Raw genomic sequence first — 25,160 nt, forward strand, 5'->3', positions numbered from 1 at the left:
AGCTCAGGCGGCCGGCGCCGGTGTACCCGCCGCCGCCTTATTCCGCCCCAGCACCAGGAATCCGAAGGCGGTCGCGAACACGTACATGCTGACCGAGTAGATCGCCGCCGGCAGCATCAGCTGGAAGTCGCCCAGCACCGACACCGCGACAAAGATCGCCAGCGTGGAATTGTGGATGCCGATCTCGTAGCCGATGGCGATGGCGTTCGAGCGGTCCAGGCCCAGCATGCGCGGCACGTAGTAGCCGAGGCCCAGGCTGGCGACGTTGAACAGGATGACGGCCAGGCCGATCGAGGCGAAGGAGGTCGTGATCGCGGTCCACTCCTTGGCGATGGCGACGATGGCCAGCGCCGCCAGCACCGCCATCGAGAAGCGCTTCATCGGCTTGTCCATGCGCGCGGCAAAGCCGGGCGCGCGGTTCTTGACGAACATGCCGATCGCGACGGGGATGAGCACGATGAGGATCACCTCGACCACCTTGGCGGTCTGCATCGGCACCACCTGGCCGCTTTTCGCGAAGGTGTCGATGGCGAAGTTGGCGATCAGGGGCAGGCTGATGATGGACAGCACCGTGTTGATCGCGGTGAGCGAGATGTTCATCGCCACGTTGCCGCCGAACAGGTGACTGAAGAGGTTGGCCGAGACGCCGCCCGGCGAAGCCGCCAGCAGCATCAGGCCGACCGCATAGACCGGCGCCACCCCCAGCATGACAATCAGGCCGTAGCAGATCGCCGGCAGCACCATGGCCTGCAGCACGAGGGCGAGGACGACGGCCTTCGGGTGGCCGAGCAGGCGCCGGAAGTCGCCGACCGTGAGGGACAGGCCCAGGCCGAACATGATCAGCGCCAGCGCGCCGATCAGGAGGGTGGGCAACAAGGTGATGAAATTGCTCATGCGTATGTCTCCGTCGTTATAGGTATTTGGTCACGACAGTGTAGTGCCAGGATGAGCTGTATGGACAAAAAAAAGCGGCGCCGCAGGGAGGGCGCCGCAAGGGGAGCGAAAACGTGACGCAAAACGCATCGCGCGCACCGCGGTGAAACTGCTCAGCTCGCCGCTTCGGCTTCCTGCAGAATGACGCGCCAGTCGAGATTCCACAGCACGCCGATCAGACGCCCGGCCGGGCCGACCGGATCGACCCGCTTGTGCGTCAAGTTGCTCATGGTGGGCCCGGAGGCGCCGACGTAAACCGTCATGAACTGGATATCCGAGCGCGGCCGCGTGTCGTCGAGCAGGCCGGGATTCACGGCCTTCATGCCGTCGGCCTCGATGAGCAGCGGCCTGTCGGTATTCGGGACCACGAACATATAGCCATGGCGCAGGACCGTCATACCCTGCCAAAGCCCGGATGGCTGGCGCGTGCCGATCTCCTCCGGGTTGTTGACGGTGATTCTCAGGACCGGGCCTTCGCCCGGCGTATGGAAGCTGCCGTCGGGATGGCGTTTCGTCTGCGGGTCGTCGAGGCTGATCGGGTAGGCGATCAGCGACACGCTGGCCGGCAGGGCGCTGCGCCCGCCGGCGTCGTGCCCGAAATCGGCAGTCCAGACCAGGCTGGAACCGCGGATGTTCGCCAGCGCCGGATGCTGCAGCACGCGCGCCATGACCGTTTCGAGCTTGCGTTGCAGGACGACGTAGTCCGCATGCTTTTTGCTGCGACCGAACTGGGGAGGCCGGGCACGGATGTACCCGGGCGCGTCCAGATCCGGCGTGCTGCCGCGGGTGACGACGTCCGGCCGGCTCCAGTAGTCGACGATATAGTCCGCGTACAGGATGGTGCCGTCTTCCAGGCGCATGCGCGGCGGCTGGGCGCCGGCGCGCACGTAGGGCGCGGACGGCGCTGGCTTCGTCGCCGCAGCCTGCCTGGTCACCGCCTGCACGGCACTGCCGACGGCGTCCCTGGCGAGGTCCTTGAAGAAATCCTGGGCCGATGCCGGCTGCGCCGCGAGCAGGGCGGTGCAGAACGTGGCGATAAAAGTCAACGAGCGTTTCATACCTGTCCCCGGTGGTGGCAGTCCGGCGGCCACTGTAGCGCCGCCGGCCGCCGCGAAACAGCCCCCGCGAGGGGGCCAGCGCATCACGCCAGGCCAAGCTCCTGCGACAGCGCGGCGATCTGCGCGCGCCATTGCTGCTGCATGGCCGGCTTCTGGTGGCGGGGCTTGCGCGCCAGGTCTTCCTCGAGACGCTGCTCCAGTTCGCACAGCGTGGCGAGCAGCGCTTCCTGGTCGCTGGCCGCCGCCGCGGGCGCGACGGGCGGACGTGCCTGCGGCCGGCCCGCCGCCTCCCGTACGCCCAGGCGCGCAAAAGCGTCCGCCGCATCCTGCCACTGCTCCAGCCGTCCCTCATGCACCACCCAGAAACGGTTGCAGGCCCGTTCCACCAGCTCGCGGTCGTGCGAGACCAGCAGACAGCCGCCCTCGAACCCCAGCAGGGCCTCGGCCAGTTCCTCCTTGCCGTCGAGGTCGAGGTGGTTGGTCGGTTCATCGAGCAGCAGCAGGTGGTGGCTGGCCAGGGACAGCGCGAGGAACAGCAGGCGCGCGCGTTCGCCGCCGCTCAGGGTGTCGACCCGCTGGCCGTGGCGGGCATACGGGAAGCCGGCCGAGATCAGGGCCTGGCGCAGCGCCGCATCGCTTCTCGCTTCACTGCGGGCGAAGGGCGCCAGGGCATCGGCCAGTGTCGCCTGGCCGTCCAGCTGGCGCAGGCCCTGGTCGTAGTAGCCGATGCCGGCCGCGCCGTGCAGCTTCAGGCCCGGCACTTCAGTCTCCTCGCGGTGGACGGCCCAGCACTGGCGCAGCAGGGAGGACTTGCCCGCGCCGTTCGCGCCCAGCAGGGCGACGCGTTCGCCGGCCCGCAGCACCGCATGCGGAGCGTCGAACAGGGGCGGCAGGCCGGGAGCGGCGCGCACCGTCACGTCCTCGAGCGCCAGCAGAGCGTCGGCGGCCATGGTCCGGCCGCGCAGGGCGAGGCGCCAGGGCGGGCCCTGGGTCACGAAGGACTGTTCTTCCTTCAGGCGCTCGACGCGCTTCTGCATGGTCTTGGCCTTGCGCGCGAGGTCCTCGTTGTCATAGGTCTTGCCCCAGACGGCGAGGCGGTGGCTGCTGGCGGCCAGGCGATCGATCTCCTTCTGCTCGGCGGCGTGGCGGGCGCTGGCCGCACGGTCCTGCTCGAACAGGGCGGCGCGCGCGGCGCTGCAGGGCAGGTCGAAGTCGTAGAGGCGCTGGTCGCGCAGGATCCAGCTTTTGCTGGTGGCATTGTCGAGCAGGCGACGGTCGTGCGAGACCAGCACGAAGGCGCCCTGCCAGCCGCGCAGGAAGTCTTCCAGCCACAAGAGGGCAGGGAGATCCAGGTGGTTGCTCGGTTCGTCCAGCAGCAGCACGTTCGGTTCCTGCAGCAGGGCGCGGCCCAGCAGCAGGCGGGTGTGCTGGCCGCCGGACAGCGTGGACACGGGCTGGCTCGCCTGCGCGGACAGGCCAAGACGCTCCAGCAGGCTGTCGACGCGCCAGGGGCTGCTTGGTGCCGCCTCGGCGAGCACCTCGCGCACGGCGAGCGATGCCAGGCCGGCAGGGAGGTGCTGTTCGACGTGCTGCAGGCGGCAGGCGTGGGCGCGGTGCAGGGCGCCGCCGCCGGGTTCCAGGCTGCCCGCCAGCAGGGACAGCAGGGTGCTCTTGCCGCAGCCGTTATGGCCGAGCAGGCCGATGCGCTCGCCCGCGCGCAGGGTGAGGGACAGGTCCTGGAACAGCAGGCCGTGGTTGGTATCGAGACGAAGGGATTGTGCGGAAATCAGGGTAGTCATGGTCGGCTTTCATGTGTTGGGACGTAACAGGTCCCGTCAGCGAAAGCGCCAACGACAACGGCGAGCCAGAAGCCGGCTCAATGATGGGGTAAATGTGCTCCTGGCCTGTTATCGCGGCGCGATGAAGGGGCAGGAGAGGGAACGTGTGCCGAAAAGGCGTGCGCCCGGCAGGACGCACCACAGATGGGTCATGATTTCCTCCTTTCTCGTAGGGGTGGGTTCCGCGAGGGAACGACAGGGCCGCGCCGAAGCGGCCGGCGGAAAATGCGGATGATAGGCGCGCCGGCGCGGCGGCGCCCTCTCTCTTTGGGAAGAGGCGCAATGCGCGTAGCGCGTCAAGGAGCTACTGTAGCGCCGCCTCGTCCTCGCCGACAGCCCCCGCGGTGGGGGCAGCATGACCGTGATGGGCCGCGCCCACGCCGGGACGCGCGAAGGACAGGATGCCGCGACCGCCGTGCTTGGAGGCGTAGAGCGCATCGTCGGCGGCTTGCATCAGGCCCTCGAGGTCGATCCCGTTCAGGGGAAAGGAAGCGGCGCCGATGCTGGCGCCGACCGCGCCGTCGGCGAGCTGCGGATGCAGGGAGGGCGCCACCGATTCGATCAGGCGCTGGCCGATGCGGGCCAGCTCCTGGCGCGAGAACTCGCCCTCCATCAGGATCACGAATTCGTCGCCGCCCATGCGCGCCAGGAATTCGCCGCCGCGCAGCAGTTCCTGGAAGCGCACCGCGACCGCCTTCAGCACCTCGTCGCCGACGCCGTGGCCGTGGCTGTCGTTGACTTCCTTGAAGCGGTCCAGGTCCACCGCGAGCAGGGTGAAAGGCTTGCCGCTGCGCTGGGCTTTCGCGACCAGGCGGCGCGCCCACTTGTCGAAGAAGCGCCGGTTCGGCAGGCCGGTCAACACGTCGTGGGAGGCTTCCATCGCCAGGCGCTTGGCCAGCTCGCTGTTGCGGCGCGCGGCCGCCGACAGCGAGCGCCAGGCGTGCACCGCCATGCAGACCACCGTCGTCAGGATCAGGATCAGGATCACGGCGGCGCGCAGCAGGCGGTCATTGAAGGCGTCCATGGTCTCGTCGCGGGCGAGGCGCAGGCGCTCGACCTCGGCCTGGATGATGTTCCTCGCCTCGCGCATCTGTACCAGCCCGTAGCCGGTGCGCACGACAGCCAGCGCCGGGGCGTCCTTGCCGGCCTGCTTGAGCTGCACCGTGTGATCGAGTTCGGCCAACTTGCTCTCGACCACCTGGCGCAGGACCTTCAGGTTGGCGAGGAAGCCTGGATTACCGTAGCCCGACTGCTCGGCCAGGCGCAGGCTCTCGCGCACCGCGCTGCTGCCCGTCACATAGGGCCGGAGGTAGGTCGTATCCCCCGTGAGCAGGTAGCCGCGCTGTCCGGTTTCCGCGTTCAGCAGGTTCAGCAGCACATTGCGGACCTGGATGCGTGCCGTGTCGTTGCGGCGCAGCTCGCCCATCGCATGGCGCAGGTCGACGACTTCGCGCACGAAGAACACGCTCATCGCCACGATCATCGCGAGCGCCAGGGCCAATGTCGCGCCGCTCCGACGGAGGGGCAGGGCAGTGACGGCGTAGGACGGGGACATAAGGTTGGTATAAGGAGCTGATGACCTTATGTTATCCGAACGTCAGTACATTCCTGCAAGAACTTAATGTTTAAACAAGGGAAGTTCGAGAGGTGTACACATTGCCCAACACGCAGCGTGCATCAGGCCGTGGCGGCCAGCTTGCGGGCCTGGCGGATGCGGTCGAAGCCGACTGCGGCCAGGACCAGCGCCAGCGCCCCGATGAAGGCGTCGATCGCATCCAGCGAAGCGGCCTGCAGCACTGAACGTTCCGGGCGCGCGGGATCGTAGTGCACTTCCAGGTGCTGGCCGGGCTGCATCTGCGCCAGCTTCGCTTCGGCGCCCGCCCTGCTGGCCGAGCATTCCCAGCGTTTCGCGCCGCCCTGGCGGCCGCCGGCGACTGAATAGCGGTAGCCGACCTGCACGCACCACTCGCGGGTCTTGCCGCTGCGCTCGACCACCTCGCTGAACACCACGGTGGCGTCGGCCGTGGGCCAGCGGCGTGTCTCCAGCTTGCCCCAGGCGCGCGAGAAGGCGAACACCAGCACGACCAGGCCCAGCAGGAGAATGCGAAAGCCGATCAGTTTCAGGCGCGCGGGATTCGATGCGGTGGATGCCGGGCGCCGCATCAGTGTCCCTTGCGCTGCACCAGCGCCGCGCCGATCCCATGGCGCTTCGCTTCGCTGACGGCCGTGACGGTGCCGTCCGGATTGAACACCAGGGCGTTGGCCGCGCCGATTTCCTCCGGTGCGGCTTCCCAGCGGTGGCCGTAGGCTTCAAGGGCGCGCGCCTGCTTACTGCCGGGGAAGCCCGGCTCGATCGAGGTCGCCTCGCCATTGCGCTCGGACAGGCGCGGTGCGTTCAAGGCCTGGTCCATGGGCATGCCGAGGTCGAGGTGGTTGAAGATGGTCTGCAGCACCGTCGTGATGATGGTCGAGCCGCCCGGGCTGCCGATGGTGAAGGCCGGCTTGCCGTCCTTGAGCGCGATGGTCGGCGCCATGCTCGAGCGCGGGCGCTTGCCGGCTTCCGGCACGTTGGGGTGGGGGCCGCTGAAGTCGAAGTCGGTCATCTCGTTATTCAGGAGGAAGCCATAGCCGGGCACCACGATGCCGCTGCCGCCCCAGGATTCGATGGTGAAGGTATAGGACACCACGTTGCCATCCTTGTCCGAGACCGTCAGGTGCGTGGTGTGGGCGCTTTCCGGCTGCGGCCTGCCCGGGACGTGGGTGGCGCGCCGGGGGCGCAGCGGCACGCTCTGGTCGTTCTGGTAGGCGTAAGGGTCGCCGGCGCTGACGGTATGTGCAGCCTGCTTGCCGATGAGGGTGCGGCGCTGGGCCGCGTACTCCTTCGACAGGATGCCGGCGATCGGCGCGTCGACGTATTCCGGGTCGGCCAGGTAGGCGTTGCGGTCGGCGAAAGCGAGGCGGCTCGCTTCGAGATACGTGTGTTCGGCCTGGGCGCGTGGCATGCCTTTGAAGTCGAAGCCTTCGAGGATGTTGAGGGCCTCGGCCACCGTCGCCCCGCCGCTGCTCGGCAGGGGCATGCCATAGATCTCGTAGCCGCGGTAGGTGCTGCGCAGGGGCTGGCGGATGCGCGCCTCGTAGTTGGCCAGGTCGGCCATGCTCATGCGCCCCGGGCGCGCGGTCTTGCCGGGCGCGAGCGGCGGCTTGTTGACGGCGTCGACGATGGCGCGCGCGATCGGTCCTTCGTAGAAGGCTTTTACGCCGCCTGCCGCGATCTCGCGGTAGGCCTTGGCCATGTCAGGGTTGCGGATCAGGGCGCCCGGCTGCACGGCCTTGCCGTTGCGGAGATAGAGCGCACTGGTCGGCGCGTAGAGCTGAAATTTTCTTTCATTTTCGGCCGTCAAATGAGAGAAAATTTCAGTTACCTTGTAACCCTTGTCGGCCACGCTGATGGCCGGGGCCAGCACCCGCTTGAAATCCATGCTGCCGTAGCGCGTCAAGGCCTCATGCCAGCCGCGCACCGTGCCCGGCACGCCGACCGCGGCGCCGCTCGCGACCGCCGTCTCGAAATCGACCGGCTTGCCATTCTCGAGAAAAGCGTGGGGCGTGAAGCTGCTAGGGGCCGTTTCCCTGTGGTCGATGGTGATGACGCGCTTGTCCTTGGCGAGATAGATGACCATGAAGCCGCCGCCCCCGATGCCGCAGCTGAAGGGATCGGTCACGCCCAGCGTGGCCGCCGCCGCGACCGCCGCGTCGATGGCGTTGCCGCCCTGGTTCAGGATCGTCATGGCCGACTGCGAGGCCTGCTCGCTGATGGTGGCGACGGCGCCGCCCGTGCCGGTGGCCACCGGCGTCTTCGCGGTGGCGGGCACAGCCGCCAGGACGATGGACAGGGTCAGCCCGCAGGCGAGCGCGCTTGCTTTCATGGATTCCAGCCTCGGCAAAGGATGTGCTTACTGCGCGTACATGTTGAAGGTCACCGGGTAAGCGCCGGGCGCGGCGCCCGCCATGCCGCGCGGTGGCGGCGGCGTCAGGTGATCGAGCTCGATGCGCGAGCCGCGCAGCGCCGGCGACATGTAGCCGGGCTGGCCCCGCACCAGGTGGAAGGCCTGGGCCACGCTGCCCACGCGCATGGTGAAGCGGTAGACCAGGCGCCCCGGCCAGATGCAGCGCGCATCGTCCGGGCAGCGGCTGTCTTCCGCGCCTTCATAGGTGATGGTCAGGCGATCGTCCAGCGGCAGGGTCTGGCGCTCGGCGAGGGTGTAGCGCGCCTCGGGCAGGCGCTCCTGGAGGCTGGAGCAGCCGCCCAGCAGCAGCATGGAGGCGGAGGAAAGGGCGAAGACACGGAGCAGGGGGCGCATCACGTCATCCTTTGTGTTTTGGATATGCCCATCATAGCAAAGCCGGGCAACGCAGGCGCGCACCGTGTCATCAAGGACGTCATGAATTCTGTGTTGATGAGGTCATAAACCCGTCATATTCGCGGACTAGACTTTGCCGCGTGGTCACGAATTCATAACGGCCGCCCCCCCTCAACCAGGAATAGGAATAACAAGCCAATGTTCAAGAAGATCCTCGCCGGCGCAGCCGCCGCGCTCGTGATGTCGACCTCCATCGCCGCAGACATGACCGGCGCCGGCGCGACCTTCCCCTACCCGATCTACGCCAAGTGGGCAGAGTCGTACAAGGCAGCCACCGGCAACGGCCTGAACTACCAGTCGGTCGGCTCGGGCGCCGGCATCAAGCAGATCAAGGCCAAGACCGTCGACTTCGGCGCCTCGGACATGCCGCTGAAGGCCGAAGAACTGGAAGAGGCAGGCCTGATGCAGTTCCCGGCCATCATGGGCGGCGTGGTCGCCGTGGTCAACGTCGACGGCGTCCAGCCGGGCCAGCTGAAGCTGACCGGTCCGGTCCTGGCCGACATCTACCTGGGCAAGATCACCAAGTGGAACGCCCAGCCGATCGCCGCCCTGAACCCGGGCGTGAAACTGCCGGACGCCGACATCACCGTCGTGCACCGCGCCGATAGCTCGGGCACCTCCTTCCTGTGGACCGACTACCTGTCGAAGACCAGCCCGGCATGGAAGAGCAGCGTCGGCGCCGGCACCACCGTGAAGTGGGCCGTGGGCGTGGGCGGCAAGGGCAACGAAGGCGTCGCCGCCAACGTGCAGCGCATCAAGGGCGCGATCGGCTACGTCGAGTGGGCCTACGCCAAGAAGAACAAGCTGTCGCACACCCAGCTGAAGAACAAGGACGGCAGTTTCGTGCAGCCTGACGACGACGCCTTCAAGGCCGCCGCCGCCGGCGCGGAATGGACCAAGGCCCCGGGCTTCGGCGTGGTGCTGACCGACCAGGCAGGCAAGCAGAGCTGGCCGATCACCGGCGTCTCGTACATCCTGATGCACAAGACCCAGGCCGACGCATCGAAAGGAACGGAAGTCCTGAAGTTCTTCGACTGGGCCTTCAAGAACGGCGCTCCGGCAGCCGCCGAGCTGGACTACGTGCCGATGCCGGCATCGGTCGTCAAGCTGGTGCAGGCCAACTGGAAGCAGCAGCTGAAGGACGGCTCGGGCAAGGCCATCTACTGATCTTCCGATCTCGTAACGACTCCGGCGGCCTGGGCCGCCGGATTTTCATTGGACTCCCATGACGACGGCTAACACGATCGTTCTCGTGGTCGACGACAAGCCGGCCATCGCCGAACTGCTCAAGTACTCGCTGCACGAGGAAGAGTGGATCTGGCATAGCGTCCCGAGCCTGGCGCAGGCCTGGGATTTCATCGGGCGCGAGCGCCCCGAACTGCTGCTGCAGGAATCGATGTTGCGCCAGGAAGGCGGCATGCGCCTGCTGGCGCGCCTGCGCGGCGCCGGCGGCCTGCGCGAAAAACCGGTGATCCTGCTGGCGGCCGACTGCCTCGAAGCCGAGCGCGGCGCCCCGGCACCGGCGCCGGCCCCCGAATTCATCCCGCAGCCCCCACCCGAGGAAGCGCCCGACGAGCGCCTGCTGCGTTCGGGCCGTCTGGTGCTGGACCCGCTCAGCTGCAGCGTTCGGGTCGGCAATCACAAGGTCGAGGTGCGCCACGCCGAATACCGGCTGCTGCGCTTCCTGCTGTGCCACCCGGGCCAGGTCTTCTCGCGCGCGCAGCTGCTGGAACACCTGTGGCAAGCGCACGAATCGCTCGACCAGCGCACGGTGGACGTGCACGTGCTCCGGCTGCGCAAGGCGCTGGGGCGGGCCAAGTCGCTGATCAAGACGGTGCGTGGGGCGGGTTACATGCTGTCGCCGGCCTGAACCACCACCTCACGCCGGTGTCACACGCCGGTGTCAGGTCTGACATTCGGACACGAGCTCAGCCTTTATTGATTGGGCCCGGCATTCGCTATCGGCAACGCGCAAACATCAGGGATGGTCTTGGTTCAGGCGCCAGGTTGGGCAGGACAGTGTGCCGCTCGAGACGGCCTTCCATGACGAATCCGGATTTTTTCAGGACACTTGCCGACGCCTTGTTTTCGGTGTCGCAGGTTGCCTGCACCCGGAAGCAGTCCGGATGCGCCAAGGCCGCATCGCTGACCGCGATGAGCGCCTCGGGCATGTAGGCTGCCCCCCAATAGGCACGCTGCAAGACATACCCGATGTCGACGGTGTGTGAAGCAATTCGCGCCTCCAGCATCCCGATCGGGACGTGTTCATCGTCGCGAGGCGTTATCACAAAGGGCCGCGTGCGGCCGCTGCGCCAGGCTTCCATGCAATACGAGACGAACTTCTCCGTTTCATGCACGGTCTGGTGGGGTCGCCAGACCAGGTAACGTGCTACCTCATGATCCTGGGTATAAGCCTCGAAAAGTGACGAAGCGTCCGCTTCGCGGGGCTCACGCAAGATCAACCTGCGTGTCTGTAAACGTTCGGGAAGCGAAATCGGCACGAATAGAATCCTGAATATTTTCTGTTATCAGCTTGATTGTCGAACGCGATCAATGCCGCCAGACGGGAAACGCCATCGCAAACCCCGCGTCTTCGAGCCTGTCCATCAGCGCGTTGACGGCCCCGGCATCGGCCGTCGCGGGGACGTCGACCGCATGGAGCTGGAAGCGGGAGAAGCCTTCGATGCGCAGGCCCAGGCTGAACATCTCTTCCTTGTAAGGTTCCAGCGCGAGTCCATCCGGCTCGATGATCCAGGCCAGCGAATGCCCCGATGCTTCGACCAGCGAAAATTCGAAGATACAGCCGTTGGCCGGATCCGGCATGGCGGAGAATCTGTCTCCGAGCGCGAGCCCCTTGATGAAGAAAGGCACATTCCCCAGTTCGTAGAGCGTGCCCGCCCTGTCGCACCACACGTGCTCAGTTGCGACAGGTGGCCAGTCATCATCCATATCGAGGGCAAAAGCGACTTTTTCCATGCGAGGGACGTCGTCAGATCTTTTGCGTATTAATCAGCTGCAGCAGCTTGAACGCCTCGCGCTCGATCGCAGGCTGCGCATCCGCCAGTTCCTTGCTGGCCTGGACATAGGCCGCGCGCTTGCGCTCCTTCTTTTCTTCCGGCGCAACGGCTTCCTTCATCCCCGGCATCATGATCTGCGGGCCGCTATTGTACTTCCGGTGGATGACCTGCTTGCCGTAGGGCGTGCTGTAGAAGCGGGTCATCTCGGTGGCGGTGTCGAGGGAAATCACGCCGGCGAGCGGCGCCGCCAGGCGCTGGTAGACCTCCGCCGGCGGCATCCTGTCGAGCCGCGCGAAGACGGCCTTGCGCTGGGCTTCGCTCGGATAACGGCTGCGGCCCGCCACGCCGCGCAGGATTTTCTCGGCCTGCATGGCGCCGAGCAGGTCCTGCACGGCTTTCACGTGGGCGGGGTTGTGCGCCGCGGCCTGCGCCGGGGCAGTTGCGGGAGCGGCGAACGCGGGGTTAGTCGCGGCCAGCGACAAACCCAGCACGGCCTGGATGACGATCTTCATACATTCCTTTCGAATAGGTAGTCTCGGTCAGACGGGAGCATGATGCCATCTCCCGTTTCGGAAATATGCGTGCTTTCTCACTTAGCGTGCTATCGCTTCGGGCTCATGCAATGTCACATGGTTGACATCTTTGCTGCGTAGACTGCCCGGCATCTTGCCAAATTGAAATACGCCGCATGAACAAGTATCCCGGCCTCGCTTTTTCCCGCACCAACCGCTACCTCGTCGTCGTGTGGCCGGCACTGGCGCTGCTTCTGTCGGCCGCGCTGTGGATCGCCACGGTGGTGCGCGCGGACGCCGAGCATGAACGCGCGCAAGGGCAGGCGCGCAAGGACGCCAGCGCCTACGCCGAAGCCTACGAGCAGTACATCACGCGCTCGGTGGGCCAGATGGACCAGATCACCATGCAGCTGAAATTCAGCTGGGAGCACGGGCGCGACGCCGGCCTGATCGACGAACTGCGCCGCGACGGCATGTTCACCGACAGCGCCTTCCGCATGGTGGCCGTGGTCGACAAAAGCGGCATCGTGCGCGCCTCGACCCGTCCGCTCCTCATCGGCGAGGACCTGGCTTCCGCGCCGTATTTCATCCAGCACCGCAACCACATCTCGACCGCGCTGCGGGTCGGCGCCGCGCCGCCGCGCTTCGGCGAGGGCGGCGAGCTGGTGCTGTTCACGCGCCGGCTCGATACAAGCGACGACGAATTCGACGGCATCGTGCTGATGGCCGTCGATGCGCGCTACTTCACCTCCTTCATCAGCCCCGCCACCCTGGGCGCGGGCGGCGTGGTGGCGCTTGCCGGCCTCGAGGGACGCCTGCGCGTCGAGCAGCGCAGCGACGGCAGCGCCTACCTGGAAAGCGGCGCCGCAGTGCTGCCGCTGCGCGGCGGCCTGTGGGCCAGCGAGCGGGGAGTGCGCAAGGTCGAGGGCGAATACGGCTTCGCCGACGGCCAGGCGCGCGTGCTGGGCTGGCGCCATTCGAGCGTCTATCCGCTGGTGGCCCTGGTCGGCCTGTCGCAGGCCACCGCGCTGGCGACTGCGGAGATCTACTGGCGGGAGAGCCGCGACCGGGCCATCGTCGCCACCATCGGCCTGCTGCTGCTGGGCGCCGCGGGCGCGGTGCTGGCGCGCCGTTCCTTGCAACGCGAACGCGAAAAGCAGGAAGTGCAGCGCGCCTACCGCACCGCCACCGAAAGCGGCAACGACGGCTTCTACATGGCGGCCGCCGTGCGCGCGCGGGATGGCAGCATCACTGACTTCAGGATCGTCGACTGCAACGAGCGCGGCGCCTTCTTCTACGGGATGGCGCGCGAGCAGCTGGTGGGTTCCAGCCTTGCGACGATCGACGCGGGCCTGTTCGGCGAGGAGCTGATGCCGACCTACCGCAAGGCGATGGAGGCCGGCTTCTACGAGGACGACCGCCGCATGCCCCTGGATAACCGCCTGAACATCAGCTGGGGCCACCGGCGCCTGGTCCGGGTCGGCAACGGCCTGGCCGTGACCCTGCAGGATATCAGTGAAAGAAAAGCGCACGAGGACCAGCTCGAGCGCATGGCCAACGAAGACCTGCTCACGGGCCTGGCGACCCGCCACGCTTTTCTCAATGCCATGCCGGAGCGGCTGGCCCAGGCGCGCGCGAACGAGGAGGGCCTGGCCCTGCTGTTCATCGACCTGGACGAATTCAAGGTGGTCAACGACACCCACGGCCACGCGGTCGGCGACCAGCTGCTGAAAAGCGCCGCGCAGCGCCTGCTGTCGCTGCTGCGTCCCCAGGACAGCGTGGCGCGTTTCGGCGGCGACGAATTCCTGGTGCTGCTGCAGCCGGTCGAAGGCGAGCGCCAGGCCGCCTCGGTGGCGGCGCGCATCGTCGAAGCCTTCGGCGTGCCCTTCCTGATCGGCGACGACCTGCATGCGGTGGGCTCCTCGATCGGCATCAGCATGTTCCCGCGCGACGGCCAGGACGCCGAGACCCTGGTGCGCCACAGCGACATCGCCATGTACGCCGGGAAGAACGAGGGCAAGGGCCAGTACCGCTTCTTCGACCCGGCCCTGTCCAACACCCTGAACACGCGCGCCCGCCTGAAGCAGCACATGCTGGAAGCGATCGAGCGCGACCAGTTCACCCTGTATTACCAGCCGCGCGTGGACGCGCGCAGCGGCGAGCTGCTCTCCATGGAAGCCCTGATCCGCTGGCGCCATCCGGAGCTGGGCATCGTCTCGCCGGGCGACTTCATCCCGCTGGCCGAAACCACCGGCCTGATCGTGCGCATCGGCGAGGTCGTGATCGACAAGGCCTGCGCCCAGCTGGCCGCCTGGCGCGAAGCGGGGGTGGCGCTGGTGCCGGTGTCGATCAACGTGTCGCCCAAGCAGTTCCAGCGCGGCGGGGTGCAGCGCCAGCTGAGCCGCGCCCTGAGCCGCTGGCGCGTGCCGGCCAACCTGATCGAGGTCGAGATCACCGAATCGGCCATGATGGGCGACCACGACGACATCCTGGCCGAACTGGCGGCCCTGCGCGCCCTGGGCGTGAAGCTGCACGTGGACGATTTCGGCACCGGCTACTCCTCGCTGTCGCAGCTGCAGCGCCTCAAGATGGACGTGCTGAAGGTGGACCGCGCCTTCACCATGGAGCTCGGCAACTCGAAGGAGGGCAAGGTCTTCTTCCAGGCCATCGTGTCGATGGCGCATGCGCTGGGCATGTCGGTGGTGGCCGAGGGCGTCGAGACCGAGGAGCAGCTGGCCATCCTGCGCAAGCTCGATTGCAACGAGGTGCAGGGCTATTACATCGCGCGTCCGGTGCCGGCCGGCGAGATGCTGGAGATGATGCAGCGCCGCTACCTGCTGGCGCAGGGACCGCTTGCGGCTGAAGGTGTTTCCTTCTAGAATGCGGTCACCCTTTGGGGAGTAGCCTGCTCGCGCGCGATGCGCGAGTGCCCGCGTCAACATACTCGGTACCGGTACGGACCGTGGCGCGGGCGCCCTCAGCTTGCGCTGGGTTGGCGAGACCAACGGCCCATCCGCGCATTGTCGGGCGCGCGGCTGCGCCGTCGTCCGCGCCCGCACCAAGAGACCCCAGCATGACTTTCACCGCCCTCGTATTTCTCGCCCTCGCGATGTCTACCGACGCCTTTGCCGCGGCGATCGCCAAGGGCGCGGCCCTGCGCAGCCCGACCTTCCCGCAGGCCTTGCGCATCGGCCTGCTGTTCGGCTGCATCGAAACCATCACCCCCGTACTCGGCTGGGCCCTGGGCTCGCTGGCCGCCGACGCCATCCGCCAGTGGGATCACTGGATCGCCTTCGTGCTGCTGCTCGGCCTGGGCGGCCGCATGATCTGGCTGTCCTTCGGCAGCGACGAGGAGGAGGAAGAGGAGGGCGGCAAGCAGAACCTGCTGGTGCTGGTGCTCACGGCCGTGGCGACCAGCATCGATGCGGCGGCGGTGGGCGTGGGCCTGGCGTTTGTCGACGTGTCGATCGTGCACGCGGCGCTGGCGATCGGCGTGGCCACCACCACCATGGTGACCATCGGCGTGCTGCTTGGCCGGCGCCTGGGCGCCGTGGTGGGCCGCAATGCCGAGCGCATCGGCGGCGTGGTGCTGGTGCTGGTCGGGACCACGATCCTGATCGAGCACCTGTCCGCTTGATCCCCCGGCTCAGGGCAGGCGCAGGCCGCGCACGACGCCGTCGGCGCGCAGCAAGGCCGGGTCGGCGTCGGCCGAATGCGTGCCCGGCCCGTTCTCCATGCTCCCGCTTAAGTAAGCGCCGTCGTGCGGTGCCACCGAGCGCACCTGGTTATGGCGCGGGCCGCCGCTGACCGTCAACTTCTCGCGCAGGGCGCCGTCGCCTTCCAGCACCAGCAGCAGCGGCTTGGCTTCTTCCGAGATGCTGGCGCCGGCCGGGTTCTGGATGTAGCCGCTGCTGCCCGCCGCCAGCAGGCGGCCGTTCGGCAGCGGGGTCACGTCGAGCAGGGCGTCGCCGCGGTCGATGTCGAGCGCGCGGTAGCTTGCCTTGCCATGCCGGCCCGCCGGAATCACGCTCACCAGGCCATCCCAGCCGCTGCCGTCAGGGAGGCGATTCGGCAGGAAGCGGCCGACCGCCACGATCGCATCTCCATGCCATTTGATGGCCTTCACTTCGGTCTGCACCCGCGTCTCCAGGTAGCTGGTGCCGATCCGGCGCCCGTCCGAGGCCAGCTCGGTAAGCAGCGCGCCGGTGAAGAAGTCGGCCGGCAGCGTCTCCCTGAAATGCGTTGCGTGGCCTTCGGCGTAGTCGGTCGGGTTGAGGTTCACGGCCACCGCCAGGCGTCCCTTCGCATCGGTGTCCAGCAGCACCTGCCACTGGTCGTGCAGGCCGCCGAAGGGATCGAAGGTGCCGCTGGTGGTCGACCTGCCGCCCACGGCGACGCCCGGTTCGACCAGGGTGCGCCAGTCGCGCCTGAATGCACCGGCGCCATAGCTGTAGCGGTAGGCCAGGATCGAGTTGCGCCCGGTGTGCAGGGCCAGCGCCAGGTGCTCGCCCAGCGGCGCGAGGCGCACGGCATCGCGGGTGGCGCGCGGCAGCAGGGCCTTGTGGTCGGGAATGAAGTTCGGGTCGCCGATATAGGGATCGTCGGGAATCGCCGCATCCTGGAAATCGAACTGGGCGATCACCGCGCCGCGCCGGTCCAGGCGCAGCAGGCGCACCTGGCTGTCGGTCGCGATGACGGCGCTGATCTCGCGGCTGGGGTGGACGGCGAAGTCGAGCAGCGACCAGCCTTCCGGCGGCGCATAGCTGTTTCCGGCCGTGGCGCCCTCGGCCACCAGCAGGCGCCGCATCGGGCGCCGCTGGGAGGTAAAGGAAGGCTGCAGCTTCTCGACCATGGCCACCCAGCCGCTGCCGGCGCCGCGTACCTTGAACACGGCTTCGCCGGCGACGCGCTGTTCGACCGGGGCCTGGACGGGCGGCGGCAGGGGATCGCCGCCGTCGCCGCCGCCACCGCCGCAGGCGGACAGTAAGGTCAGGAAGGGAAGGAGCCCGGCAGCAGCCAGGCGCGCTGAAGAAGAAATCGGGCGCATGGGAATCGTATTGACGATGGAAGGCCCTCCATCGTATGCAGGCGCCGGCTGCAATCTGTCGCAAGTTTGTCCGCAAAGATGCGGGAAATGTCACCGTCTGTGCGGTTTCTTCACCGATGTCTGTATGTCAGCTCGTACGCAGGGACCGGCAGAAGGCCTCGGTCCGGGCATCCATGGGGAAGCATGATTCGATGTGCAGCTCCTCCAGCGTGAGGTCGCGCGGCGTGCCGAAGGTGGTGATGGTGGAAAAGAAGCTGATCCGGACCTCTCCACGCCGGAAGCAGGCGGTGAGCACCGGCGCCGGCGCCGTGCCGATGTCGCGCTGGCGCCAGTGGGTCGGCACGCCGGGGTAGGCCAGCATTTCCTGCAGCAGGGCCGCCGCCTGCGGGTCGGGGCGCGCCGCCGCCACCTCGTTGTGGAGATGGCGCAGCATGGAACTGGCGATCTCCTCCCAGTTTTCCACGGCGCCGCGCAGGTCGTCGGGGTCGAAGAACTGGCGCAGCATATTGCCGTGCCGGCTGTCGCGGCCGCCCAGCATGAAGCGGTTCACCCGCGTGGCCGCTTCGTTCTCCATCAGGATGTTCCAGTGGCGGTCGAGCAGGAAGGCGGGGTAGGGCTCCTGCTGCGCGAGGATCGCATCGACCGCATAGCGCATCTGCGCCAGCCTGGGCGCATCCAGGCTGGTCCGCGCATATTCCGGCGCGAAACCTCCGGCTGTCAGCAGGGCATTGCGTTCGCGTAGCGGCACCGCCAAAGCGTCCGCCAGGCGCGCGATCATCTCGCGGCTCGGCCTGGCCCGGCCATTTTCCACATAGCTGAGGTGGCGCGCCGAGACGTCGGCATGCAGCGCGAGATCGAGCTGGCTCAGTCGCCTGGCCACGCGCCATTCGCGCAGCATGGCGCCGACCGTGGCCTGCTCTCCTTTGGCGGGATCGTCGTTCTTCATCACGCCATTCTATCGGCTCCACTGCGCGGCCTCCATAACCTCGGAGGTCATATTCCCGCGCAAGGGCCGGTCATTGCGGCGGACCTGGAAGAGCGCGATGATCCGTCCACCATCCACCAAGGCGAAGGAGACATCATGCAGGAACAAAGGCAAGCGGCGCTGCAACTGGCGGCGCTGCACGTGAAGGGACGCCCGCTGGCGCTGTACAACGCCTGGGATGCCGGCAGCGCGAAGGCGGTCGCGGCCGCCGGCGCGCGGGCGGTCGGCACCAGCAGCTGGGCGCTCGCGGCCGCCCACGGCTTTGACGACGGCGAAGAAATCCCGCTGGCGCTGGTGGCGCAGATCGCCGGGCGCATCGTGCGATCGGTTGCCCTGCCGGTCACCGTGGACATCGAGGGCGCCTACAGCAGCGATCCGGACACCGCGGCGGCGAACGTCGCTCTCCTGCTCGCGCAGGGCGTGGCGGGCATCAATGTCGAAGACCGAGTCGTTGCCGGCGCGGGCCTCCACGACATCGACAGCCAGTGCGCCCGGATCGCCGCGATCCGGGCCATGGCCGAGTCGCGCGGGGTGCCGCTGTTCATCAATGCCCGCACGGACGTGTTCTTCACGCCAAGCGCGGCGCCGCGGGCCGTGCTGGGCGAGGCCATGGCGCGCGCCGAGGCCTACGCGCGGGCGGGCGCGAGCGGCCTGTTCGTCCCCGGCCTGCTCGACATCGAGGTCATCGGCGAACTGGCGGCCGCCACCGCCTTGCCACTGAACGTGATGATGATGCCGGGAGCGCCGTCGGTCGAGCGCGTGGCGGCGGCCGGGGTGGCGCGCATCAGCCATGGGCCTGCGCCCTACCTGGCGGCGATGGCGGCCGTGGAAGCGGGGGCGCGCGCCGCGCTGGCCTAGCCGGCACCGGGGCGGCGCCATGTTATACTGGCGCCGTCATGTCCCCCTGCATTGTATGAGACGACTTTTCGTCATCTTCCTGATCCTGCTCTTCCCCCTGAACGTCTTTGCGCTGTCGATGTCCGTGTCCGGCGCGCAGCAGGGTGACGCCGTGGTGCTGGCCCTGGAGGCCGGCACCTTGACGGGCGAGAGCCATGGCGACCTCGACCCCGACGAACCGCCTTCGGTGGCCGACCTGCACGACATCGTCAACCACGAACCCTCATTGCGCCTGGCCACCTGGCCCGCCGGCGCGCTGCCGCCGCACGACGCTGCGCCGCACTCCCATTCACTGCCTCCGCCCCTCAAGCCGCCCTGCGCCGCCTGAGGCGGGCGGACACGCCTGCCTGCTTTCGTCCTGAGCCGACCTGGTACGCGCCGCGCGCGTGCCGGCGGCCCCGATGTTCTCTTCATTTGATAAGGCAAGCACAATGGAATGGCTATTTGACCCCGGCATATGGGTGGGTCTGTTCACCCTGGTGTTCCTGGAAATCGTCCTCGGCATCGACAACCTGATCTTCATCGCGATCCTGGCGGACAAGCTGCCGCCGCACCAGCGCGACAAGGCGCGCCTCATCGGCCTGTCGCTGGCCATGGGCATGCGCCTCGGCCTGTTGACGATCGTCTCCTGGCTGGTCACCCTGACCACGCCGCTGTTTTCGCTCGGCGCCTTCTCGTTCTCGGGACGCGACCTGATTTTGCTGCTGGGCGGCTTCTTCCTGCTCTTCAAGGCGACCGTCGAACTGCACGAGCGCCTGGAAGGCGTGGTGCACACGCACAGCGGCAACAAGGTGTACGCCAGCTTCGCCGCCGTGGTGGCGCAGATCGTGGTGCTGGACGCCGTGTTTTCTCTCGACGCCGTGATCACGGCGGTGGGCATGGTCGAGGAACTGGGCGTCATGATGGCGGCCGTCGTGATCTCGATCGGCGTCATGATCCTCGCCTCGAAACCGCTCACGCGTTTCGTCAACGCCCACCCGACCGTGGTCGTGCTGTGCCTGTCCTTCCTCTTGATGATCGGCCTGAGCCTGGTGGCCGAGGGCTTGGGCTTCCACATCCCGAAGGGCTACCTGTACGCGGCGATCGGCTTCTCGGTGCTGATCGAGACCCTGAACCAGTTCGCGCGCCGTAACTTCCTCAAGAACGAGGCGCGCGTTCCCTTCCGCGAGCGCACCGCCGACACGGTGCTGCGCCTGCTCGGTAATCGCCGTCAGGCCGCGCAGGAAGAAAACCAGGCCATGCCGGCAGCGCAAGATGAAGCCTTCGGGGTGGAAGAGCGCAATATGGTCAGCGGCGTGCTGCGGCTGGCCGACCGCTCGATCCGCTCGATCATGACGCCGCGCGCCGAGATGTCCTGGGTGAACCTCGACTCGGCGCCCGGCATCATCCTGCAGCAGCTGCAGGAGACGCCGCACAACCAGCTGCCGGTATGCCGCGGCGACGTCGACCATGTGGTCGGCGTGGCGCGCACCAAGGACCTGATCGGCGCGCTGCTCATGCACCGCCAGATCGACGAGAACGACGCGAACCTGCTGCGCCAACCCATCGTCCTGCCCGACACGGCGGGCGTGCTGAAGGCCATGGACCTTCTCAAACGCGCCCACGGCCAGCTGGTGCTGGTGGCCGACGAGTATGGCGTGGTGCAGGGCCTGCTCACGCCGATCGACCTGCTGGAAGCGATCGCCGGGGAGTTCCCGGACGAGGACGAGCAGCCGGCGATCCGCCAGCAGGCCCCGGGACACTGGGAAGCCGACGGCAGCGCCGACCTGCACCTGCTCGAGCAGCTGCTGGAAACCGACGCCCTGGTGGAGGAAGACGCCGACTACAGCTCGCTCGCCGGCTTCCTGCTGCAGCGCTTCGAGACCCTGCCGGCAGCGGGCGACGCCATCGAGGCCGATGGCCTGCGCTTCGAGGTGCTGGCTGTCGAGGACCGCCGCATCGCGCGCGTGGCGATCCGCCGCGTGGAGACGCAGCTTGACGCCCAAACCGAATAAACCATTTATATCGCTACTGAAGGAACCATCATGAAACGCATTGTCCTTTTCCTTGTCACCAACGTCGCCGTGATGCTGGTGCTGAGCCTCACCGCCAGCCTGCTCGGCGTGAACCGCTTCCTCACCTCGAACGGCCTGAACCTGGGCATGCTGCTGGTGTTCGCGGCCCTGATGGGCTTCGGCGGCGCCTTCATCTCGCTCCTGATGTCGAAGACCATCGCCAAGTGGTCGACAGGCGCACGCGTGATCACCCAGCCGGCCAACGCCACCGAGCGCTGGCTGGTCGATACCGTCGCGGCGCAAGCCCAGCGGGCCGGCATCGGGATGCCGGAGGTGGCCGTGTATGAAGGCGAGCCGAACGCCTTCGCCACCGGCGCCACCAGGAACAGCTCGCTGGTGGCGGTGTCCACCGGCCTGCTGCAATCGATGACCCAGGAAGAAGTCGAGGCCGTGCTGGCGCACGAAGTGGCCCACATCGCCAACGGCGACATGGTGACGCTGACCCTGATCCAGGGCGTGGTCAACACCTTCGTCATCTTCCTGGCGCGCATCGTCGGCTACTTTGTCGACAGCATGCTGCGCAAGAACGACGAAGAATCGTCCGGCCCCGGCATCGGCTATATGGTGACGGTGATCGTCTGCGAGATCCTGTTCGGCATCCTGGCCTCGATCATCGTGGCCTGGTTCTCGCGCCAGCGCGAATACCGCGCCGACCGCGGCGCGGCCCGGATCATCGGCCGTCCGCAGCCGATGATCGCCGCGCTGCGCCGCCTGGGCGGCCTGGCCGAGGGCGAGCTGCCGAAGAACATGGCCGCATTCGGCATCTCGGGCAAGGGCGCGCTGGCGCTGTTCTCGAGCCACCCGCCGATCGAGTCGCGCATCGCTGCGCTGCAGGGACAGTAAGCGGACGCGGGGTAGGGAGCTCTTGCTTTGGTAAGAGTGACGCATAATGTGACTGTATGTCATAGTGTGTGACATCACATGATCAATACAGAGAGCAAGCCATGTCCCACACCCCGGTCATCACGAGAAGCGGCGAGGGCGCCCTTCTCGATATCCTTGGAACGCGCACCCGCTTCCTCTGCTCCGCCGAGCAGACGGACAATGCCTGGTCGCTGATGGAAGTCACGCTGCCGAAGCACAGCGGCGCGCCGCCCCACGCCCATCCCTGGGGCGAGGCGTATTACGTGGTGGCCGGCGAAGTCGGCTTCCTGGTAGACGGCAAGCCGCAGCGCCTGGCGGCCGGCGACTTCCTGTTCGCGCCGGCGAATACCGAGCACGCCTTCGAGGGCCTGTCGGAGGAGCCGGCGCGCGTCATCATCTTCGATGCGCCGGCGCATGCTGGCGGGTTCTTCCGTGAAGTCGACCAGCACGTGAAGGCCATGCCGGACGATCTCGGCAAGATGCTCGAGATCGGGGCGCGCCATGGCGTGCGGTTCTCGCCGCCGGCCGATGCGCAAGGCGCGCCGCGGCCATGATCCTGTGGCGGCGCCAGGCTCAGCGCGCCGCCATGCGTTTCGCAATCGGGTGGCTTGCACGCAACTGCAGCAAGTCCCAGCGATTACCGTACAGGTCTTCGAACACGGCGACCGTACCGTATTCCTCTTCTTTCGGTTCCCGGACGAAGACGACGCCGTTGGCACGCAGTCGCGCGTAATCGCGCCGGAAGTCGTCCGTATTCAGGAAAAGGAAGACGCGGCCGCCGGCCTGGTTGCCGACGAAGGGCTCCTGTTCGGGTTTCGATGCCTTCGCCAGCAGCAAAGTGGTGCCGAGCCCGCCGGGTGGGGCCACGACGACCCAGCGTTTATTCTGTTCTGCCTGATAGCTGTCGTCGAGAAGATCGAAGCCGAGCTTGCCGACATAGAAATCGATGGCCTCGTCGTAGTCGCGGACGACGAGTGCAATGTGAACGATGGATTGCTGCATGGCGGTTCCCTTGTCGTGTCAGGTGCTCCAGGCGGAGCGACAACCTCCACTGTACCCGACTTCACGACGCCGCTTCCGGCCTGTCGCAGAGGTTGGAGCTACGCCTCTCACTCCGTAGCCCCTTCGCACATCTGCCGCCTTGTTTCCTGGCCTTATCCCCGCCGCGCCGCCTCGATCGCCGCGATATCGATCTTCGTCATGGTCATCATCGCCTCGAACACGCGCTTGGCCACGGCCTGGTCCGGATCGGCCATCCCATCGGTCAGCGCGCGCGGCGTGATCTGCCACGACAGCCCCCACTTGTCCTTGCACCAGCCGCAGGCGCTCGCCTGGCCGCCGTTGCCGATGATCGCATTCCAGAGGCGGTCGGTCTCTTCCTGGTCGCTTGTAGCGATCTGGAAGGAGAAGGCTTCGCTGTGCGGGAAAACCGGACCGCCGTTCAGGCCGATGCAAGGGATGCCGGCCACCGTGAATTCCACCGTCAGGACGTCGCCTTCCTTGCCGGCCGGGTAGTCACCAGGTGCGCGCCGGACGGCGCCGACCCTGCTGTCGGGGATCGTGGCGGCATAGAACTCGGCCGCTTCCTGGGCGGTGCCATTGAACCAGAGGCAAATCGTGTTTTTGCTGACCATGTCAATCTCCATTGGGTAAGGGGATATTCGGATGCAAACCGGCTCGCGCACGCCAGCATATCGCATCTGGATTGCAAGATTTGAATTGTTATAATCAAATAATCCCATTCCTACCTTCTGGCGCGCCGCGGTTCGCCTTCGCTCAACAGGACGAGACCAGATGACGACAGGCAGTACCCCCGAAGAGCGCGAACAGCTTCCCCAGGACGGGGTTGGCCACGGCCAGAGCGCCGGCACGCCGGCGGCCGGCACCCTGGAAGGCAGCGCCTACAGTCCGCTCGGCGACCCGGGCATTCGTCACTGGCAGGCATCGCACATTTCCAGGCCCGGCTTCGAGGAGCGCGGCAACATTTTCTTCGCCGCCATCGAGATGACCCGCATGCCGATGGTCGTCACCGATCCGAACCAGCCGGACAACCCGATCGCTTTCGTCAACCGCGCCTTCCTCGACCTCACCCTGTACAAGGAAGAGGAAGTCCTGGGCCGCAACTGCCGCTTCCTGCAGGGCGAACAGACCGATCCGCACACGGTCGACGAGATCCGCCGCGCCCTGGGCGAGGAGCGGGCAGTGGCGGTCGACATCCTGAACTACAAGGCCGATGGCAGCGCCTTCTGGAACGGCCTGTTCGTCGGCCCCGTGTTCGACAAGGAGGGCAAGCTGCTCTACTGGTTCGCCTCGCAGATGGACATCACGCGGCGGCGTGTCTCGGAGCAGTCCTATCTGCAGGCCCAGAAGATGGAAGCGATCGGCCAGCTCACCGCCGGGCTGGCGCACGACTTCAACAACCTGCTGCAGGTGGTGGCGGGCAACCTGGAAATCGCCGGCGCGAACATGGACGACCGGCTGCTGCTCGAACAGGCCATCGAGCGCGCCCGCCTGGCCAGCGAAAAGGCCGGCAAGCTCACCCAGCAGCTCCTGACCTTCGCGCGCAAGCAGCGCCTGGAGCCGAAGCGCATCAACCTGAATTCCCTGGTGGTCGAGTTCAGCGAGATGCTGGTGCGGACCCTGGGCGACAAGGTCGACCTGCACCTGGACCTGAAACCCGGCCTGCCTTCCTGCACGCTCGATCCGACCCATATGGAAATGGCGCTGCTGAACGTCCTGATCAACGCGCGCGACGCCATGCCGGACGGCGGCAAGGTGACGGTCGCGACCTCGATCATGGACGACGCCGAGAAGCTCGAGCGCCACCGCCTGGCGCCGGGACGCTATGTGGTGATCTGCGTGATCGACGAAGGCGAGGGCATGTCGCCGGAAGTGGTGGCGCGCGCCACCGAACCCTTCTTCACGACCAAGGGGCCGGGCACGGGCCTGGGCCTGGCGATGGTGCACGGCTTCGTGCAGCAGTCGCATGGCCGGCTCGAGATCGAAAGCAGCCTGCTGCAGGGCACGACCATCCGCATGATCTTCCCGCAGGCCGCGAAGACGGGCATGGAGATGATGGCGGAGCGCAGCAACGAGGAAAGCCCGAAGTGGACGCCGGAAGCGATCCTCGGCCGGCGCACCATCCTGGTGGTCGACGACAGCGACGAGGTGCGCGAGCTGGCCGAGCACTCGCTGCGTGGAATGGGCTACCGGGTGCTGGGCGCGTCCAGCGGCGAAGCGGCGCTCGAGCTGATGGACCGCTACGGCAGCGTCGACCTGCTGTTCACCGACATCATCATGCCGGGCGGGATGAACGGTCTGCGCCTGGCCGAGCTGGTGCGCGAGCGCCAGCCGGAGCTGCCGGTCCTGCTGGCGACCGGCTATATCGACGAGCTGCCGTCGCAGATCGGCGCAGCGACCACGCTGCCGCTGCTGGTCAAGCCCTACCGGCTGAATGAACTGGCCGAGCGGGTGCGCCAGGCGCTCAAGGTCGACCGGCGCCAGCACCCGGCCGCCGGCTTCCAGCACGAAGGATGA

The 25,160-nt window shown here is 67.2% G+C and carries 24 protein-coding genes; 10 read left to right on the forward strand and 14 right to left on the reverse strand.

Features of this window, described 5'->3' with window-relative positions:
* Window positions 1-3 precede the first annotated feature (3 nt).
* The 7 genes from NX780_RS09850 to NX780_RS09880 form a co-directional block, all read right to left on the reverse strand.
* Entirely contained in the window at window positions 4-894 is an 891-nt protein-coding gene (locus NX780_RS09850; protein ID WP_258827688.1) for a bile acid:sodium symporter family protein, read from the reverse strand.
* A gap of 152 nt (window positions 895-1,046) precedes the next feature.
* Window positions 1,047-1,991 carry a hypothetical protein gene (locus tag NX780_RS09855; protein ID WP_258827689.1) on the reverse strand — a complete coding sequence of 315 codons (945 nt, stop codon included), beginning with the start codon at window positions 1,989-1,991 and terminating at the stop codon, window positions 1,047-1,049.
* Window positions 1,992-2,074: 83 nt separating this feature from the next.
* On the reverse strand, window positions 2,075-3,790 hold the full coding sequence (locus tag NX780_RS09860; protein WP_258827690.1) for an ABC-F family ATP-binding cassette domain-containing protein: 1,716 nt from the start codon (window positions 3,788-3,790) through the stop codon (window positions 2,075-2,077).
* 343 nt (window positions 3,791-4,133) lie between these two features.
* Entirely contained in the window at window positions 4,134-5,384 is a 1,251-nt protein-coding gene (locus NX780_RS09865) for a GGDEF domain-containing protein (protein ID WP_258827691.1), read from the reverse strand.
* Window positions 5,385-5,506: 122 nt separating this feature from the next.
* Window positions 5,507-5,992 carry a DUF3592 domain-containing protein gene (locus NX780_RS09870; RefSeq protein ID WP_258827692.1) on the reverse strand — a complete coding sequence of 162 codons (486 nt, stop codon included), beginning with the start codon at window positions 5,990-5,992 and terminating at the stop codon, window positions 5,507-5,509.
* Window positions 5,992-7,752, reverse strand: coding sequence for a gamma-glutamyltransferase (gene ggt / locus NX780_RS09875; RefSeq protein ID WP_258827693.1), 1,761 nt, complete (start codon window positions 7,750-7,752; stop codon window positions 5,992-5,994). Before ggt ends, NX780_RS09870 begins: the two co-directional genes overlap by 1 nt.
* 27 nt (window positions 7,753-7,779) lie before the next feature.
* Complete coding sequence (locus NX780_RS09880) at window positions 7,780-8,187, reverse strand: hypothetical protein (RefSeq protein WP_258827694.1); 408 nt, start codon at window positions 8,185-8,187, stop codon at window positions 7,780-7,782.
* A 198-nt stretch (window positions 8,188-8,385) separates the two neighbouring features.
* Here NX780_RS09880 and pstS point away from each other — a divergent pair, with 198 nt between their 5' ends.
* Both pstS and NX780_RS09890 read left to right on the forward strand, forming a co-directional pair.
* A complete protein-coding gene (gene pstS / locus NX780_RS09885) occupies window positions 8,386-9,414 on the forward strand; it encodes a phosphate ABC transporter substrate-binding protein PstS (RefSeq protein ID WP_258827695.1) in 1,029 nt (342 codons plus the stop codon).
* 58 nt (window positions 9,415-9,472) lie between these two features.
* Entirely contained in the window at window positions 9,473-10,117 is a 645-nt protein-coding gene (locus NX780_RS09890) for a winged helix-turn-helix transcriptional regulator (protein ID WP_258827696.1), read from the forward strand.
* 88 nt (window positions 10,118-10,205) lie between these two features.
* On the opposite strand, the gene NX780_RS09895 is transcribed toward NX780_RS09890, so the two are convergent.
* Genes NX780_RS09895 through NX780_RS09905 form a run of 3 tightly spaced genes read right to left on the reverse strand, consistent with a single transcriptional unit; the run spans window position 10,206 to window position 11,776 of the window.
* Complete coding sequence (locus NX780_RS09895; protein WP_258827697.1) at window positions 10,206-10,748, reverse strand: GNAT family N-acetyltransferase; 543 nt, start codon at window positions 10,746-10,748, stop codon at window positions 10,206-10,208.
* A 49-nt stretch (window positions 10,749-10,797) separates the two neighbouring features.
* Window positions 10,798-11,223, reverse strand: a complete 426-nt coding sequence (locus NX780_RS09900) for a DUF4265 domain-containing protein (protein ID WP_258827698.1) — start codon at window positions 11,221-11,223, stop codon at window positions 10,798-10,800.
* Window positions 11,224-11,236: 13 nt separating this feature from the next.
* Entirely contained in the window at window positions 11,237-11,776 is a 540-nt protein-coding gene (locus NX780_RS09905) for a hypothetical protein (RefSeq protein ID WP_258827699.1), read from the reverse strand.
* A gap of 176 nt (window positions 11,777-11,952) precedes the next feature.
* Between NX780_RS09905 and NX780_RS09910 the strand changes: the two genes are divergently transcribed.
* Entirely contained in the window at window positions 11,953-14,655 is a 2,703-nt protein-coding gene (locus NX780_RS09910; RefSeq protein WP_258827700.1) for a bifunctional diguanylate cyclase/phosphodiesterase, read from the forward strand.
* Window positions 14,656-14,849: 194 nt separating this feature from the next.
* The gene (locus tag NX780_RS09915) at window positions 14,850-15,413 is read left to right on the forward strand and encodes a manganese efflux pump MntP (protein WP_258827701.1); all 564 of its coding nucleotides are present in this window, start codon (window positions 14,850-14,852) and stop codon (window positions 15,411-15,413) included.
* Window positions 15,414-15,422: 9 nt separating this feature from the next.
* Here the strand turns inward: NX780_RS09915 and NX780_RS09920 are convergent, their stop codons facing one another.
* Both NX780_RS09920 and NX780_RS09925 read right to left on the reverse strand, forming a co-directional pair.
* The gene (locus NX780_RS09920; RefSeq protein WP_258827702.1) at window positions 15,423-16,823 is read right to left on the reverse strand and encodes a hypothetical protein; all 1,401 of its coding nucleotides are present in this window, start codon (window positions 16,821-16,823) and stop codon (window positions 15,423-15,425) included.
* A 127-nt stretch (window positions 16,824-16,950) separates the two neighbouring features.
* On the reverse strand, window positions 16,951-17,769 hold the full coding sequence (locus tag NX780_RS09925; RefSeq protein ID WP_258827703.1) for a helix-turn-helix domain-containing protein: 819 nt from the start codon (window positions 17,767-17,769) through the stop codon (window positions 16,951-16,953).
* 135 nt (window positions 17,770-17,904) lie between these two features.
* Between NX780_RS09925 and NX780_RS09930 the strand changes: the two genes are divergently transcribed.
* The 5 genes from NX780_RS09930 (at window position 17,905) to NX780_RS09950 (ending at window position 22,177) form a co-directional block, all read left to right on the forward strand.
* Complete coding sequence (locus NX780_RS09930) at window positions 17,905-18,666, forward strand: isocitrate lyase/PEP mutase family protein (RefSeq protein WP_258827704.1); 762 nt, start codon at window positions 17,905-17,907, stop codon at window positions 18,664-18,666.
* 55 nt (window positions 18,667-18,721) lie between these two features.
* On the forward strand, window positions 18,722-19,033 hold the full coding sequence (locus NX780_RS09935; protein WP_258827705.1) for a hypothetical protein: 312 nt from the start codon (window positions 18,722-18,724) through the stop codon (window positions 19,031-19,033).
* 103 nt (window positions 19,034-19,136) lie between these two features.
* Window positions 19,137-20,699 (forward strand): TerC family protein, encoded by a 1,563-nt coding sequence (locus tag NX780_RS09940; protein WP_258827706.1) that lies wholly within the window; start codon window positions 19,137-19,139, stop codon window positions 20,697-20,699.
* A 30-nt stretch (window positions 20,700-20,729) separates the two neighbouring features.
* Entirely contained in the window at window positions 20,730-21,602 is an 873-nt protein-coding gene (htpX, locus tag NX780_RS09945; RefSeq protein ID WP_258827707.1) for a protease HtpX, read from the forward strand.
* Window positions 21,603-21,703: 101 nt separating this feature from the next.
* Window positions 21,704-22,177 carry a cupin domain-containing protein gene (locus NX780_RS09950; RefSeq protein ID WP_258827708.1) on the forward strand — a complete coding sequence of 158 codons (474 nt, stop codon included), beginning with the start codon at window positions 21,704-21,706 and terminating at the stop codon, window positions 22,175-22,177.
* A 19-nt stretch (window positions 22,178-22,196) separates the two neighbouring features.
* On the opposite strand, the gene NX780_RS09955 is transcribed toward NX780_RS09950, so the two are convergent.
* Both NX780_RS09955 and NX780_RS09960 read right to left on the reverse strand, forming a co-directional pair.
* Entirely contained in the window at window positions 22,197-22,625 is a 429-nt protein-coding gene (locus NX780_RS09955; protein ID WP_258827709.1) for a VOC family protein, read from the reverse strand.
* 152 nt (window positions 22,626-22,777) lie between these two features.
* Entirely contained in the window at window positions 22,778-23,257 is a 480-nt protein-coding gene (locus NX780_RS09960; RefSeq protein ID WP_258827710.1) for a VOC family protein, read from the reverse strand.
* Window positions 23,258-23,417: 160 nt separating this feature from the next.
* Here NX780_RS09960 and NX780_RS09965 point away from each other — a divergent pair, with 160 nt between their 5' ends.
* On the forward strand, window positions 23,418-25,160 hold the full coding sequence (locus NX780_RS09965; protein WP_258827711.1) for a histidine kinase famiy protein: 1,743 nt from the start codon (window positions 23,418-23,420) through the stop codon (window positions 25,158-25,160).

This window comes from Massilia agri (assembly GCF_024753255.1).
GTDB lineage: Bacteria > Pseudomonadota > Gammaproteobacteria > Burkholderiales > Burkholderiaceae_D > Telluria > Telluria agri.